At 31.9% G+C, this 14,585-nt stretch carries 14 protein-coding genes, 1 pseudogene and 1 riboswitch; of the genes and pseudogenes, 11 read left to right on the forward strand and 4 right to left on the reverse strand.

Features of this window, described 5'->3' with window-relative positions; all coding sequences use genetic code 11:
- Positions 1 to 51 precede the first annotated feature (51 nt).
- Positions 52 to 1,236 carry an MFS transporter gene (locus ACU8YW_RS13175; protein ID WP_426934293.1) on the reverse strand — a complete coding sequence of 395 codons (1,185 nt, stop codon included), beginning with the start codon at positions 1,234 to 1,236 and terminating at the stop codon, positions 52 to 54.
- 58 nt (positions 1,237 to 1,294) lie between these two features.
- A riboswitch (purine riboswitch) is annotated at positions 1,295 to 1,394 on the reverse strand.
- A 497-nt stretch (positions 1,395 to 1,891) separates the two neighbouring features.
- Here ACU8YW_RS13175 and ACU8YW_RS13180 point away from each other — a divergent pair.
- On the forward strand, positions 1,892 to 3,187 hold the full coding sequence (locus ACU8YW_RS13180) for an MFS transporter (RefSeq protein ID WP_426934292.1): 1,296 nt from the start codon (positions 1,892 to 1,894) through the stop codon (positions 3,185 to 3,187).
- A 69-nt stretch (positions 3,188 to 3,256) separates the two neighbouring features.
- A pseudogene (locus ACU8YW_RS13185) lies at positions 3,257 to 3,412 on the forward strand (methyltransferase family protein); the annotation flags it as partial.
- Positions 3,413 to 3,461: 49 nt separating this feature from the next.
- Here ACU8YW_RS13185 and ACU8YW_RS13190 read toward each other — a convergent pair.
- A complete protein-coding gene (locus ACU8YW_RS13190; RefSeq protein WP_095205749.1) occupies positions 3,462 to 4,175 on the reverse strand; it encodes a hypothetical protein in 714 nt (237 codons plus the stop codon).
- A 495-nt stretch (positions 4,176 to 4,670) separates the two neighbouring features.
- Between ACU8YW_RS13190 and ACU8YW_RS13195 the strand changes: the two genes are divergently transcribed.
- Positions 4,671 to 5,471: a GNAT family N-acetyltransferase gene (locus tag ACU8YW_RS13195; RefSeq protein WP_097906958.1), complete on the forward strand. Its 801-nt coding sequence runs from the start codon at positions 4,671 to 4,673 to the stop codon at positions 5,469 to 5,471.
- Between the two features lie 45 nt (positions 5,472 to 5,516).
- Complete coding sequence (locus ACU8YW_RS13200; protein ID WP_149213970.1) at positions 5,517 to 6,395, forward strand: glycerophosphodiester phosphodiesterase; 879 nt, start codon at positions 5,517 to 5,519, stop codon at positions 6,393 to 6,395.
- 256 nt (positions 6,396 to 6,651) lie between these two features.
- On the opposite strand, the gene ACU8YW_RS13205 is transcribed toward ACU8YW_RS13200, so the two are convergent.
- Positions 6,652 to 7,113 carry a hypothetical protein gene (locus ACU8YW_RS13205; RefSeq protein ID WP_000021531.1) on the reverse strand — a complete coding sequence of 154 codons (462 nt, stop codon included), beginning with the start codon at positions 7,111 to 7,113 and terminating at the stop codon, positions 6,652 to 6,654.
- A gap of 175 nt (positions 7,114 to 7,288) precedes the next feature.
- Here ACU8YW_RS13205 and ACU8YW_RS13210 point away from each other — a divergent pair, with 175 nt between their 5' ends.
- Entirely contained in the window at positions 7,289 to 7,819 is a 531-nt protein-coding gene (locus ACU8YW_RS13210) for a DUF4269 domain-containing protein (RefSeq protein ID WP_060486812.1), read from the forward strand.
- 45 nt (positions 7,820 to 7,864) lie between these two features.
- On the opposite strand, the gene pdxR is transcribed toward ACU8YW_RS13210, so the two are convergent.
- Positions 7,865 to 9,298, reverse strand: coding sequence for a MocR-like pyridoxine biosynthesis transcription factor PdxR (gene pdxR / locus ACU8YW_RS13215; protein WP_426934291.1), 1,434 nt, complete (start codon positions 9,296 to 9,298; stop codon positions 7,865 to 7,867).
- A gap of 148 nt (positions 9,299 to 9,446) precedes the next feature.
- On the opposite strand from pdxR, the gene ACU8YW_RS13220 reads away from it, so the two are divergent.
- From ACU8YW_RS13220 to ACU8YW_RS13245, 6 genes are all read left to right on the forward strand, one after another.
- On the forward strand, positions 9,447 to 10,361 hold the full coding sequence (locus tag ACU8YW_RS13220; RefSeq protein WP_088063615.1) for a DMT family transporter: 915 nt from the start codon (positions 9,447 to 9,449) through the stop codon (positions 10,359 to 10,361).
- A 122-nt stretch (positions 10,362 to 10,483) separates the two neighbouring features.
- Positions 10,484 to 11,845 (forward strand): family 8 glycosyl hydrolase, encoded by a 1,362-nt coding sequence (locus tag ACU8YW_RS13225; RefSeq protein WP_426934290.1) that lies wholly within the window; start codon positions 10,484 to 10,486, stop codon positions 11,843 to 11,845.
- 193 nt (positions 11,846 to 12,038) lie between these two features.
- On the forward strand, positions 12,039 to 12,497 hold the full coding sequence (locus ACU8YW_RS13230) for a GNAT family N-acetyltransferase (protein ID WP_088063617.1): 459 nt from the start codon (positions 12,039 to 12,041) through the stop codon (positions 12,495 to 12,497).
- Positions 12,498 to 12,557: 60 nt separating this feature from the next.
- Positions 12,558 to 13,004, forward strand: a complete 447-nt coding sequence (locus ACU8YW_RS13235; protein ID WP_097906963.1) for an NUDIX domain-containing protein — start codon at positions 12,558 to 12,560, stop codon at positions 13,002 to 13,004.
- A 198-nt stretch (positions 13,005 to 13,202) separates the two neighbouring features.
- Positions 13,203 to 13,466, forward strand: coding sequence for a heterocycloanthracin/sonorensin family bacteriocin (locus ACU8YW_RS13240; RefSeq protein ID WP_060486806.1), 264 nt, complete (start codon positions 13,203 to 13,205; stop codon positions 13,464 to 13,466).
- Between the two features lie 102 nt (positions 13,467 to 13,568).
- Positions 13,569 to 14,585 (forward strand): serine hydrolase domain-containing protein, encoded by a 1,017-nt coding sequence (locus ACU8YW_RS13245; protein ID WP_426934289.1) that lies wholly within the window; start codon positions 13,569 to 13,571, stop codon positions 14,583 to 14,585.

Genomic DNA, 14,585 nt, shown 5'->3' on the forward strand with positions numbered 1-14,585 from the left:
TTTTTGATGATTTATATTTATACTCTTTGCGATTAAAAGACAAAGAGGATGTTAATCTACATGTTTAGCACTCACATGACACTCTCTTATCGGTGTATGTCTAGTAAGAGAAAAGATAGCCAAAACTAAAGACAATAGAACTAGAGATCCACCAACCCAGGCCATGTAGGCAACATTCTCTACTTGTTTTAAAGCTATACCTCCAACTGCGGAACCGAGTGAGATTCCTATTTGTAGAGCTGAATTATTAAAACTTTGTTGTATATCTGACGTATCTGGGGCGGTTTGGATTAAATAACTTTGTTGAGGTGGTGCAAGTCCCCAACTTAATGCAGCCCAAACTATCATAACAGGAATAAATAGACCAATAGAAACTGTCGTGAACGGTAATATAAATAAGATTAGAGCAAATAAAGTAATAACTATCACAATACTTTTTGGAGCCCCTATTTTATCTGATAATATACCGCCGAACGCTCCGCCACTTACTGCAGCTATACCAAATACTAAATAAAATATGCTTATCCAATAAGGGCTTAGGTGAAACTTTTCTTCTAAGAAAGGAGTAAAATAAGCATATAAAGTATAGTGTCCTGCTAACATAAACATGGTAGCTAGATGAGCAGCACCTAGTTTTGGACTACACACGGCCTTTAATTGGATAGATAAAGGAGTTCGGTTTTCCTCACCAGGTATTTTCTCTAAAAATACTGAAATTAAGATAATAGATCCCAATGATAAAATAGCTATACAAAGAAAAATAACTCTCCAGCCAAATGTGTTTGAAATTAATATGCCTAGTGGTACTCCTAAAACAAGTGAAGAGCTAATACCCATATAAATTAATCCTAATGCTTTTGCTCGGTAAGAGGGATTTACAATCTTTGCTGCAATTGTAAGGGAAAGTACGACAACTAATGCTGTACTCATAGCAGTTAATATTCGTGCTATCATCATAAAAGTAAAGTTCGGACTAAAATAAGTAAGTATATTTCCAATTAGAAAAGTGTAAAGTGAAATAATATACAATTTTTTTCGTTCCACTTTACTTGTGAAAATCAATAATACAGGACCTGCTATAGCATAAGTAAAGGCGAAAATTGTAATTAATTGACCAGCGGAACTTAATGAAACATTAAAATCTTTAGCGATGTCTGGCAATATTCCTCCAACAATAAGCTCTACAAGCCCTACTGCTATTGTTGCTAAAGCTAATATAAATACTTTGAAATTCATTTTTTGTATTCCCTTCTCATCATTATTTACCTTAGAACAAAAAAACTCCTGACCACAAACGCTAAAAGACGCGTTTTGTAGTCAGGAGTTATTGGTTCCTGGTAGAGACCCCCAAGCCATATTCTTGGAGTTATACATGATTCTCATATGTAATTAATCAATGTAATAGAAGATACCATATTACTTTTTACATTTCAATAAAAAAAATTTGCATTTGTATACGTGTACCCATATGAAAGAGATAAAATGGGCTTTCTGAAACTCTAATAATTTTACCTTTCGATGGAAGTGCGATCTAAATAATTTAACTATTGCTAACTTTCACTAATGAAGATTATATAAATAACAAACGTAAGTATTAAACGGCTATATAAAGTAAAAAAGCGACATCCTTTCTGTAGAATTAATTATAGAAAAGGGTGGCGTTTTTTATATGTATATTTTTGTATCTAATCAATTACAACTATTTGCTTAAGCAATTCTAAACTATTTATCTTCAAATCATTGACGGTAGATGAGATTAGTTTAATGGGCATGGGGTTAACCCCATCTTTTTTTATTTCTTTGTATTAATTTTTAAACACAATGTATTGATATTGGGTTAACCCAATAACTTACACTTAATGTAATACAAAGAAAAGTGGGGGGAATTGTTATGGGAAGTTTACGATTACATATAGAAAATAAAAAAAGAAACCAGGAACTAAGAAATATTTGTTTATATTCAATCGCAAAAACAGTATCAATATTCGGTACCGCTATGTATAGTTTCGCATTAGGATTATATGTTTTACAAATAACTGGATCTGCGTTAAATTTCGCGATTACGCTCATATTAGGAACGATTCCAATGATTGTTTTGAATCCCTTTGCTGGTGTAATTGCTGATAAGGTTGATAAAAAGAAACTAGTTATTTGTATGGATTTACTAAGTGGATGCTTATTAATAGCTGTTTATATATTAAGCAGCTATTATGGATTAAACTTATTCATCATTTATACTACAACCTTTCTTATGACAGTGTTTACAACCTTTTTTGGAATAGGATTAGAGGCTGCAAAACCAAATATCGTCTCTAAAGAGAAGCTTATGAGTATTAATTCTATAAGTAAAATTATCGATTCTGTATCTTTAATTCTCGGCCCTATGTTAGGTGGCATCGTTTTTTCAGTATTTAATATTAAGACCTTTATAATTATAAACGGTATTTCTTTTATTCTTTCAGGGATAGCATTACTATTTATTCATTTTAGACTGTTCGAGTACAACATAAATGAGGGAAATTCAAAAAGAGGAGTTAATTTTATTAAAGATATAAAAGAGGGGTTTTCTTACTTACTTGAAAAGGAAAGCTTAAAGAATACGTTTCATATTTTAATTTCGTTTAATTTCTTCTTAGGCTTTGCTGTAACTGTTCCATTGCCATACATTATTAACACAGTACTCAATCTTGGGTCTAAGCAATTTGGTATCATTCAAGGGACTTTTCCAGTAGGGATGATAATTGGTGCAATTGTAGTAAAAAAGATAACTGATCGTTTTTCTTACTCTTATCTTTTGAAAAAACTAAGTTCTATGTTGTCAGTTTTTATGATTATTTTAGGAATTCCAGTTTTATTCAAAAGTTTTGAAGTGAATGATTTAGTACTCGTTATTACGTATTGTGTTGTTATGATCTTTTTAGGATTTATTATAGCGTTAATTGATATTCCTTTAATTTATTTCATGCAAAATGAGATTCCCGATGAATACAGGGGAAGGGTTCTCAGCATTGGATTAAGTATAGGTAAAATGATGCTCCCTATAGCAATGGCACTATCCGGTCTATTATTAAATTATATCCCAGCGTACACCATTCCAATTGTAGGGGGATTCTTATATTTCATAGTAATTAAAGTTTCATCAAATCGTTTCATATTAGAGGTTCATTCGAAAGATTATAGCGCTTAGTAGATTCTTAGATTATTTATAGAATGGATACTGCTACCTCTTTCAAGCTAAGAAAAGCAAATACTATAAAACGAAATTTATAGTTTGTTAATTCCTATAGGCCTATTCTTTGTATTTGTTTTTGACTATATTCCGCAATCTGATGATTACTTACAGAATAAGTACGGTGAACAATTTACAGTGTATAAACAGAAAACAAAAAAACTAATACCGTTTATTTGGTAAATCAGTTTCATAAATTATAAAAAGCGCAGGATCATCATCCTGCGCTTTTCTATCGTAATTCAGCTGTTTTTCTAATAACAATCTTATCAATATCATCTTCTTCATCACCATTAAATAACCCGCGTTCTTTTAAATACGCCTCAAAATATAAATCTGCTTCTGCACGTTCATCATATGGTTTTACAGATAGAACGAAACCTAATTTGTTTTGTTCCTCTAAATGAGAAGTGGAGATGTAGGCCGGTACATTGTGGCGTAAAAAGAGTTCTTTAACCGGAATAATCATATCTTTCATTAATTTCGTTAACATACCCATTTCAAACTCGAAATTAAAGCGATCTATGCTACATAAATCAGCGAATACTACACCGATAAAACCTGTATTAAATACTTCTTGATATTCTACATCTTCGTCATTACCGTAAAAATTCTTTTCGATTAAATAATTTATAAAGTAAGCAACACCGTCACTTTGTTCAAATGGTTTCGTTGAAAGAACAAAGCCGATTTTCTTTTGTTTATGTAAATACACACATGACATGTATGCTGAAATGTTATGTTCTTTAAATAGAGAACTTGTTGCCCCAGAGAGGCCATCAAGTACGTGATGAACAATTTGAAGTTTTTTACGAGCGAAATAATAGGATTTCTTTTGTAACTCCAATGTATCAATAAAGACAGAGCCGATAAAGCCTGTATTTGAAATGATAGGTGTTTGCTTTTTTCTTCCTCTGCGCTTTGCTTGAGCCATTGTAAAAATCATCCCTTCATGTACAATTAAAATAAAAAGAACGTTTGTTCGTATATTTTTATTTTACTATTAAAACGCTATAAAGTAAAGGGTTTTTGACGAAAAAAACAACAAAAAGACACCTGTAAAAGGTGCCTTAAACGCTGTAGGGAAGAGGGTTCATCCCAACTATTTATATTATGATACAGAAACGATCTCTTCTGCATCTTCTACATCTAAATGACAGTCCATAGTACGAACATCTTGATCTTCATGACTTCCGAAATAAATAGTAATTTTCATATGTATCGCTCCTTTATTCTAGGAATACCTAAAATAATTACTAGTAATGTTACTATTTATTATATACCACTTTTTTCATTCCGACAACGTTATATCATTTTTAATTCTTTTAGGGCAAAAAGAGTAATGTATAGAGATATTTTTATAGAAATAGATACATTTCTTATGTGATATATTTAATACTGAAGAATTCGAAAACGAATTTTTATGAAAGGAGCAAAATGAATGAATTATAAACAGTTACTAATAGATAACTTCACATATAAAACCTCATATATTGCGCGGCAGTTACATGGAATGAATGTAAAAGAAACGAAGGATTACATTGCTGTCGACTGTGGTTTACCGGCAGATACATTTAATATCATTACTATACTAAACAATAATTTAACGGAAGGTATTGAGAAACTATATAAAGTGGTAAACAACTATAATCAAAAGAAATTTCCAATGAGTGTTTGGTTTTGGGATGATAGGCATGAGCAGACTATAAAAAGCGAATTAATAAAACTTGGCTTAAAAGAAACAGAACAAAATATCGCGATGATAGCAGACTTAAAAACAATTCATCCAACAATAAACATGCCAGAAGGTTTTACGATACAAAAAGCATCTTCGTCAGGACAAATTAAAAATTTTGGGGAAACGTTAGCTAATCTATTTGGTACTTCAGAGGAAGGTACACATGTACAAGCATTCTACAATGAAACTGCTTCTTTCGATTTATGGAATAGTGAGAATATGAAACTATATTTAGGGATTTTTAAAAATGAAGTCGTATCTGTTGGTTCATTAGTATGTACAAAAGATAGTATTGGTATTTATGATATAGCAACGAAAGAAGAAATGAGAGGGCAAGGATTTGGCTCTACTATGTTTAATTACTTGCTACAAGAAGCAAAGGAATTAAACGTTTCTCAATGCGTATTACAAGCTTCACCTGATGGGATTAATATTTATAAAAAGGCTGGTTTTCAATCTGTTGGACAAATGACTGTATTTGAAAATAGACGTTTAATTGAATAAATTATTCAATCTAAATTGCTTTCATGTAGGAGTTAATACATCATTATGAAAAAAATATATATCGTTACAATCATTTTCACCTTTATAGTAATAGTCACTTTTGCTTTTCATAAAGTAAATGAACTTAAGTACACAAAAGCTATTAATCAATCAAATCATATAAAAAACATTGCACATAGAGGAGCTTCTGCGTATGCGCCGGAACATACAATACAAGCTTATAAACTAGGACAACAATTAAAAGGAGATTATATAGAAATTGATCTTCAAATGACAAAAGATGGACATTTAGTAGCTATGCATGATGAAACAGTAAACCGCACTACAAATGGTAAGGGGCTAGTTAAGGAACATACATTAGAAGAAATAAAGCAACTAAATGTAGGTTCTTTTTTCAATGAAAAGCATCCAGCTTTAGCAAAGAAAGAATTTGAGGATGCTACAGTTCCAACACTAGAGGAAATTATTGAAACGTTCAGGAATAGTACTAATTATTACATTGAAACAAAATCGCCAGATGAATATCCCGGTATGGAAGAAAAGTTATTAGAAATTATACAGTACTACGAAATAAGTGATAAAGTTATTATTCAATCATTTAGTAAAGTAAGTTTGCAAAAAATTCATAGTTTAGATGTTCATATACCTCTAGTACAATTACTACCTTACAAAAAGGCAGTTCAATTAACTGAATTAGAGATAAAAAAGTACAAAACATACTGTATCGGTATTGGGATGAACTATAAATATATTGATTCAGCTTATGTAAAGAGAATAAAGAAACACGGATTAGAAGTTCATCCATTTACTGTAGATAATGAAAAAGATATGAAAAAGTTACTTCTATGGGGAGTTGACGGGATGTTTACGAATTACCCGGATCGTTTACATTCGTTATTACAATCTTCAATTATAATGGTGTAATTATCACTGAATCAATACAACAAGTACCCACAAGTATACAAAGATAGTTTGTGGTCCAAATGGTAACATTATTGAATACATAGAGCCGATATTGAAATGAAATCCGAAAAAGAATCCAATATTTTTATTGGATTCTTTTTATTTAGCTCCAAGTGACGAACTTAAAGCAATTTGAATTTGAATTTGTTAATAAAATATTACATTGAGTATGATTTTTTGTAATTATCATTAGAAAGTAACGAAATTGTAATGAATTTTAACTACGCTTTTTATATTTTTTTGATACACTGACTACGAGAGGAATACCGATTAATGTAGGTAAAAACCAAAACCATATAGGCGGTAATAAATTAATTATGGGAATATGAATACCGACGTTTACTAAAAGTGCGGTAACGGCACCAATATAAGAACCTAACATACCTCTAATATGGTGATGGAGCCAATTTTTCCAACGTTTTTTTCGTGCGAGGTATCCATATATCGCAAATGAATAAGAGAAAATTGCTACATAAAATAAATATGCGATTTTATCCCAGCTTATAATGGATAATATAATTGCAGTAAGGGTGATGACAACATAGGATGCATGATATATTTCACCCCATTCCGTATGTTTTCCTTTCTTCTTTTGAGCAACCATCGCTACAATACCGGTGATTAAGCATATTGTTCCAAATAATATGTGGATGGTTAAAAGAATGTGAAAAATGCTCATAATAATTCCTCCTTTTTTATTTTTATAGTATTGCAGTATAGGAGGAAAGTTGAAACGCATTGTTTATTCACCTTAATATTTTGAAATAAATGTACTCCTAGCACAAATATAAACAGACAAATTTTTCTTGAACTTAGCGGAGACACGTATTACGTGAAAAGAAGGAGAGACTTCCATGTTTACATCTATTACATATTTACAATCTGGGAATGAGAAGCAACAAAAAGTGTATGATGTTTTGAATAAACTTAACATTATGGAGGATTTAATTTTGTATAGTCCGGTTCTTTGCGGGACAATTCCTATTAGAATTGATACTCTTCAATCTGACTTAGATATAGTAATGGAAGTACATAACTTTGATGTTTTTGAACAGGAAATGAGATCTTTATACGGTTCTTATAAAGGATTCAAAATAAAAAAGAAAAAAATTAAAACTACAGAATCGATAAAGGTAAATTTTGAATTTGAAGGTTTTAAATTTGAATTATTTGCTCAGCCTAAGCCAGTACGTAACCAAAATGCATATAGACATATGATAGTAGAGCACATGCTATTAATACAGCATCCCCATATAAGGGAAGAAATTCTTCGCTTAAAAGAGAACGGTTTAAAAACAGAACCTGCTTTTGCTCAAGTATTAAATATTGACGGAGATCCTTATGACGAACTTATTTTATTGGGACAGGAAATGAGATTGTGGTAAATACGATACACAAAAACTCCTCTATAGTTAAAAGAGGAGTTTTTGTTATGCCATGAGCTTACGGATTAATTCACTCAACAATTTAATTCCGCTAGTTATTTGCTCTGGAGAAACATATCCATATGATAAACGAATGTACCGATCTGATTCTTCTTCATATATACGTCCTGGGTTTAAAAGAATTCCTTTTGATAGCGCCTCTGAAAATAATTTCTTCATCGGAATGTTAGGTAAAATCTTTAGCCATATAAATAATCCACCACTAGGAATATCCCACGATGCAACATCTGCGCAGTATTTATTTAAAGCTCGTATCATGAATTGTCTTCGTTCTTTTAATTGAATTCTTACGTTTGCAACATGTTCTTCATAAAAACCTTTATTTATCCATTCAGCAGCAACTCTTTGAGATAAAGAGCTCGATCCATAGTCTGTTTGCATTTTTATATCTGACAATCTATCAATAACTGGTTCGGGTCCAATGATCCATCCAATTCTAAGTCCTGGGCTAAGTGTTTTAGAAAGACTACCAACATATAATACATGTCCATGTTTATCTATCGACTTTAAAGGAGGTGGAGATGGTTCATCAATCCATAACTCTCGGTAAATATCATCTTCAATTATAGGTAACTGTTCCTTTTCACATATTTTTATTATTTCTTTTCTTCGTTCTTGAGACATTAATGCCCCTGTTGGGTTTTGAAAACTAGGGATAGAATATAAAATGTTTTTCTTTTGACTGTATTTAATACGTTTTAATAATTCGTTAGGTAAAATACCGTGATTATCCATACATATACCAGATAGATTTATATTTGCTGATTGAAATACATGAAGTGAATATAAGTAAGAAGGTTGTTCAAGTAAAACGGTTGATTCTCTATGCAAAAGACCAATTGATATTAATTGGAGTGCTTGTAATGCACCAGAGACGATTAATATAGAACTGGCTGAAGTATGTATTCCGAATGATTTTACGTATTTACTAATTGCTTCACGTAACGGCAAAAAACCTTTTTGTTCTTCGTATCCAAAATAATCTATTTCGTCACTTACGCTTTTCATAATGGACTGCATAGTTTCTAGCGGGAAAATTTGAGGCGCAAGTTCACCTTTACTAAGATGGATAAGTTCTTTATTTGCTTCTGCTTCATTGATTTCTCGTACCATTAACTTGCTAGGTTTGTGAATACCAGCTTTTACATAGTCACTCCAATCAGGCGGGGGATTCGTCGCTAATAATGACCATGTATTATTTGTTACAATTGTTCCTGCTCCAATTTTCCCTTGAATCAATCCATCTGCCATAAGTTCATCTAGCGCAGTTATTACAGTACTTCGATTTACATGAAATAATTTGGCTAACTGCCGTTGACTAGGAATCTTACTTCCAATAGGCCATTCTCCATTTTCAATTTTTTCTTTCATAAAGTTTACTATCTGCCGATACTTAGGCAGTTTTTTATTAGTTGTCATAAAAAAACTCCCTCGTTCACTTTATAAATGCCAAGTGGTTGGTTTTTACGATAAATAACTGGTTGAAGACATTGTAACAACTATTAAATATGATGAAAAGAAATAATTGATAATTATAAAGTGGTTGGTTTGAAGGGGGAGAAAAAACATGAATTATAAAAAATGGGACTTTCGGATTATTTGTGCTCATGCTTTTACGATTTTAATATGGGGGACTGCCTTTCCAGCAATTCGTATGGGGCTCGAATCTTATACACCTGAGCACCTTACTTTACTACGTTTATTAATTGCTTCATTTATTCTTCTGTTGTTTTCTTTTATATACAAGTTACGACTGCCGGACTTAAAGGATATCCCAGCAATTTTTATATTTGGTGCTTTAGGATTTACTGTTTATCACATTGCATTAAACTACGGCGAAAAAACAGTAAATGCTGGATCTGCAAGTTTAATCGTTTCAGTCACACCTATAGTAACGGCTATTTTTGCATCTGTTTTTTTGAATGAAAAAATGAAATTAAATGGTTGGATCGGTGGTGTAATTAGTTTTATAGGAATTGCTTTCATATCATTTAGTCAAGGAGATGCTATTCAATTGAATAGTGGAGGATTATTTATTTTATTAGCAGCGATTTCAGAAAGCTTATTTTTTGTTTTCCAAACTTCTTACTTGAGAAAGTATGGCTTCTTGCCATTTACTATATATACAATTTTATCTAGCACTGTATGTATGCTTATTTTCTCGCCGGGAGTGTATACAGAAATACTAGCAGCTCCTCTTGAAGTGAATATGAGTGTTATATATTTAGGTTTATTTCCAACAGTACTCCCATATATCGCATTGGCATATATCATATCCCATTCTGGTGCTGCTGAGGCAACAAGTTCTCTATATTTAACTCCAGTAACTGCATGTTTTATTGCTTGGGTATGGTTAGGTGAAGTACCGACTTTTGTTTCAATAATTGGCGGGGGAATTACTATACTTGGAGTTTTAATTACTCATATATCACTATCAAAAAAAGAAAAATATACAACTCTAGTAAATAATAAATCAATATAAACTCATTCCATAACCACTTTATTATACTTTCTTTTGTTGATAAATATAATATTTTGTATTTCAGTTAAATATTGTATGTTACATTTTATGTAGTAAGCATTTTAAAAGGAGATGACAACATAATGAATGGAAAAAGAAAAATTTTCACATGTATTTCTATCATAGGAATCGGACTAGCTAGTTTTTCTAATTCTAGTTTCGCAGCAAATGGAACGGACAATTCAGTACAAACTTCTATTCCCATAGTTAATCAACAAGTAGCTGCTGTAAAAGAAATGAAACCATTTCCCCAGCAAGTTAATTATGCAGGTGTTATAAAACCAAATCATGTTACACAGGAAAGTTTAAATGCTTCTGTAAGAAGTTACTACGATAATTGGAAAAAGAAATATTTGAAAAATGATTTATCTTCTTTACCTGGTGGTTATTACGTAAAAGGAGAGATTACGGGTGATGCTGATGGGTTTAAGCCACTTGGAACTTCAGAAGGTCAAGGGTATGGGATGATAATTACAGTATTAATGGCTGGTTATGATTCGAATGCTCAAAAAATCTATGATGGTTTATTTAAAACAGCAAGAACTTTTAAAAGCTCTCAAAATCCTAATTTAATGGGATGGGTTGTCGCAGATAGTAAAAAAGCACAAGGTCATTTTGATTCTGCTACTGATGGGGATTTAGATATTGCGTATTCTCTTCTTCTTGCTCATAAGCAGTGGGGATCAAATGGAACGGTTAATTATTTGAAAGAAGCACAAGACATGATTACAAAAGGTATTAAAGCTAGTAATGTTACAAATAATAACCGACTAAATTTGGGAGATTGGGATTCTAAAAATTCACTTGATACGAGACCATCTGATTGGATGATGTCACACCTTAGAGCATTTTATGAATTTACAGGTGATAAAACTTGGCTTACTGTTATTAATAATTTGTACGATGTTTATACGCAATTTAGTAATAAATACTCTCAAAATACAGGACTTATTTCAGATTTCGTTGTAAAAACTCCACCACAACCCGCACCTAAAGACTTCTTAGATGAGTCAGAATATACAAATGCATATTATTACAATGCTAGTCGGGTACCATTGAGAATTGTAATGGACTATGCGATGTACGGCGAGAAAAGAAGTAAAGTCATTTCTGATAAAGTCTCTTCATGGATTCAAAATAAAACGAATGGAAATCCTTCTAAAATTGTGGATGGTTATCAATTAAACGGATCCAATATTGGTAGTTATCCAACTGCTGTATTTGTTTCACCGTTTATTGCTGCAAGTACAACGAAAAGCGATAATCAAAAGTGGGTAAATAGTGGATGGGATTGGATGAAGAATAAGAAAGAAAGCTACTTTAGTGATAGTTATAATTTATTAACCATGCTATTTATTACAGGTAATTGGTGGAAACCAATACCTGATGATAAGAAAATAGAAAACCTAATAAATGATGAAACTCAAAAAGGATACGATAAATAACAAGGTTTTCTTTTTAGTAAAAGGAATTAGCACTATGCTAGTTCCTTTTTAATATTTCGTGAAACAATACAGCTTTACACTTAAATAAAGAAAAATTTAATAAGATCATGTTGTAGGTTGTTGTCGGAAAAAGGAGAATATGTCACTCTGTTGAATATAAAAATACAACCTATTTATAAAGGAGCCTAAAATATTGAATGTCCAGTTAAAGGTTGTTACGAGAGAGAATTGGGAAGATGCCTTAAAGCTACAAGTTAAAGAAAATCAGACGAAATTTGTTCCATCTGTAGCAGTTTCACTTGCTAAAGTATATATAAAACCAGATGGAGACAATGTGGAGTACATACCATTTGCGATATACGACGGCAATCTAATGGTTGGTTTTATTATGCATGCTGTTGTAAGAGAAACAACTGATATGTATTGGATAAATGGATTTATTATCGATCAAAAGCAGCAAGGGAATGGTTATGGAAAAGCGGCATTACAAGAAAGTGTTTCTTTAATAAAAAATACATGTAAGGCGTGTAAAGAAATAAGATTAACAGTACATAAAGATAATGTCTTTGCGAAGAAACTATATGAACGTTACGGTTTTCAACCATTGGGACATGAATATGATGGTGAGCAAGTATATCGTTTGTTCGTTTAAGTATTACGAAGTAAAGATGTGAAATGAAAGATGCCATTAAATGACTGGGAGGAATAGCAATTGAAAAATAAATTTCATCATATTGTACGAGCTGTTATGTTAAAGGATAATAAATTATTATTGGCTGAATATATTGGCCATCATTATTTTTTACCAGGTGGTCATGTTGAAGTTGGCGAGTCAGCTGAGAATGCATTAATAAGAGAACTACGAGAAGAACTCGGAGTAAATTGTAGTATAAAACAATTTTTAGGCGTCATAGAAAACCAATGGCAAGACCATGAAGTTCTTCATCATGAAATTAATCATATTTTTGAAGTAGATTCGCAAGAGTTACATATTGATTTCATACCAAAATCTAAAGAATCTCATTTAGCGTTTCACTGGATAGATTATAATCAAGAGGCTTTACATACGTATAAAATCATGCCAGTACCTTCAGTTAAAGAGTTACTAGAAAGGAAATTAAGCGATGAACGACTAAACTGTTGGATTAGCAATTTTTAAACACCTCTATTAATAGTAAATACGTCCCTGAAAGGAGATTAAGAAAATAGGCTGAAAAACAAGGTACATCACCTAGTGTAAGTTCATATTTTGTTGATGTACGCATTTAGTCTATAGCCTTATTTCTACTTTGTTTGCAAAAATATATAAACTTTAACATTGGGACGGAATTTATTTTTATAAATGGAGGGTTTCGTAATGAATCAGTTTCAACAAGAACTACAATCATTAAACCTTAATGATTATCAATCTGGTAATGTTGTGTATTGGGATCAACTACAACAAAATCAATATCCATACTATTACATTCAAGACGATGCACGTCGTTGCGGCGGATGCGGAGGTTGTGGTGGTCGCTGTGGTGGATGTGGCGGCGGAAGATGTGGAGGATGTGGTGGTCGTTGTGTAGGCTGCGCTGGATGTTTCGGTTGTTTTAACTGCTGGAACTGGTGGATCATTTAAGTATAGAAAACTAACAATGGTGTACATGAAAGAAAGGTGTAAATACTATTTTATACTTTTCTTTCATGTTGTAATTTTTTATTCGTGTTAAGGGGGATTTATTTGTATACATACGATAAGTTAATTTCTTGGGTAGAAAATATAAAAGAAGAAAATTATAGTTCTGCTACAGCACTGTGTATAATAAAAGATAACAAAATCGTACTAGAGCATTATAGTGGCCATCATTCAAATACATCTATAAGTAAAAAAGTAACCGCATCTTCACAATTCAACGTTGCTTCTGCGAGAAAAAGTTATTTAGGTTTAATGGTAGCATTTGCGCTTTACGAGGGGAAAATAAACTCTATTGATGATGAAGCGATACAGTATCTTAAAGACTTTGATCCTGTATTACTTGGTAAAACAACAATAAGACATTTAGTAACCCATTCGCACGGTTTAGGAGAAACGCATGATGGGACAATTTTTCGTGAATTTGAACCTGGACAAGCATGGGCGTATAGAGATGTTAATGTCAGAATGATAACACGTCTTATTTATCAGCTATATAGCAAAAGTTTTCCTGAATTGTTAAAGGAGCGTGTATTTGATCTAGCTAACTTCAAAGAAACAGGTTGGAGAATTCAGGAAGATGAAAACTTAGTTAAAGTTGTTAATAATCCAAGTGAAGACGCGATTAGTGAAATTGGTACGGTAAATGATGGTACTGAAAAAAATCTATTTGTCTCAGCTAGAGAATTTGCTTATTGGGGCAATCTTCATTTAAATCAAGGTATGATAAACGGTAAACAAATTGTTCCAAAAGAAGTTATAAAAATTGCTACGAGTTTGCAAAGTCCAACATTTGCAAACAAAGAACTACCACAAAATGGGTTATTTTGGTTCGTTCAAAATGAACCTACGCTTTTAAGTGAACTTGGTGAACGAGTTCCAAAAGGATCGTATCAAATATTAGGAATTACAGGACCGACTCTTTTAGTAATACCTGAATATAATGTAGTTGTTGCGAAAATGTATAATAAAAGATATAACTACGGCGGTGATAATTATTTATATTATTTACGTGAATTTAGCAATTTAGTCGCTGATACATTTCGTAACGGTAATGGGGCATAA

Source organism: Bacillus pretiosus (genome assembly GCF_052947655.1).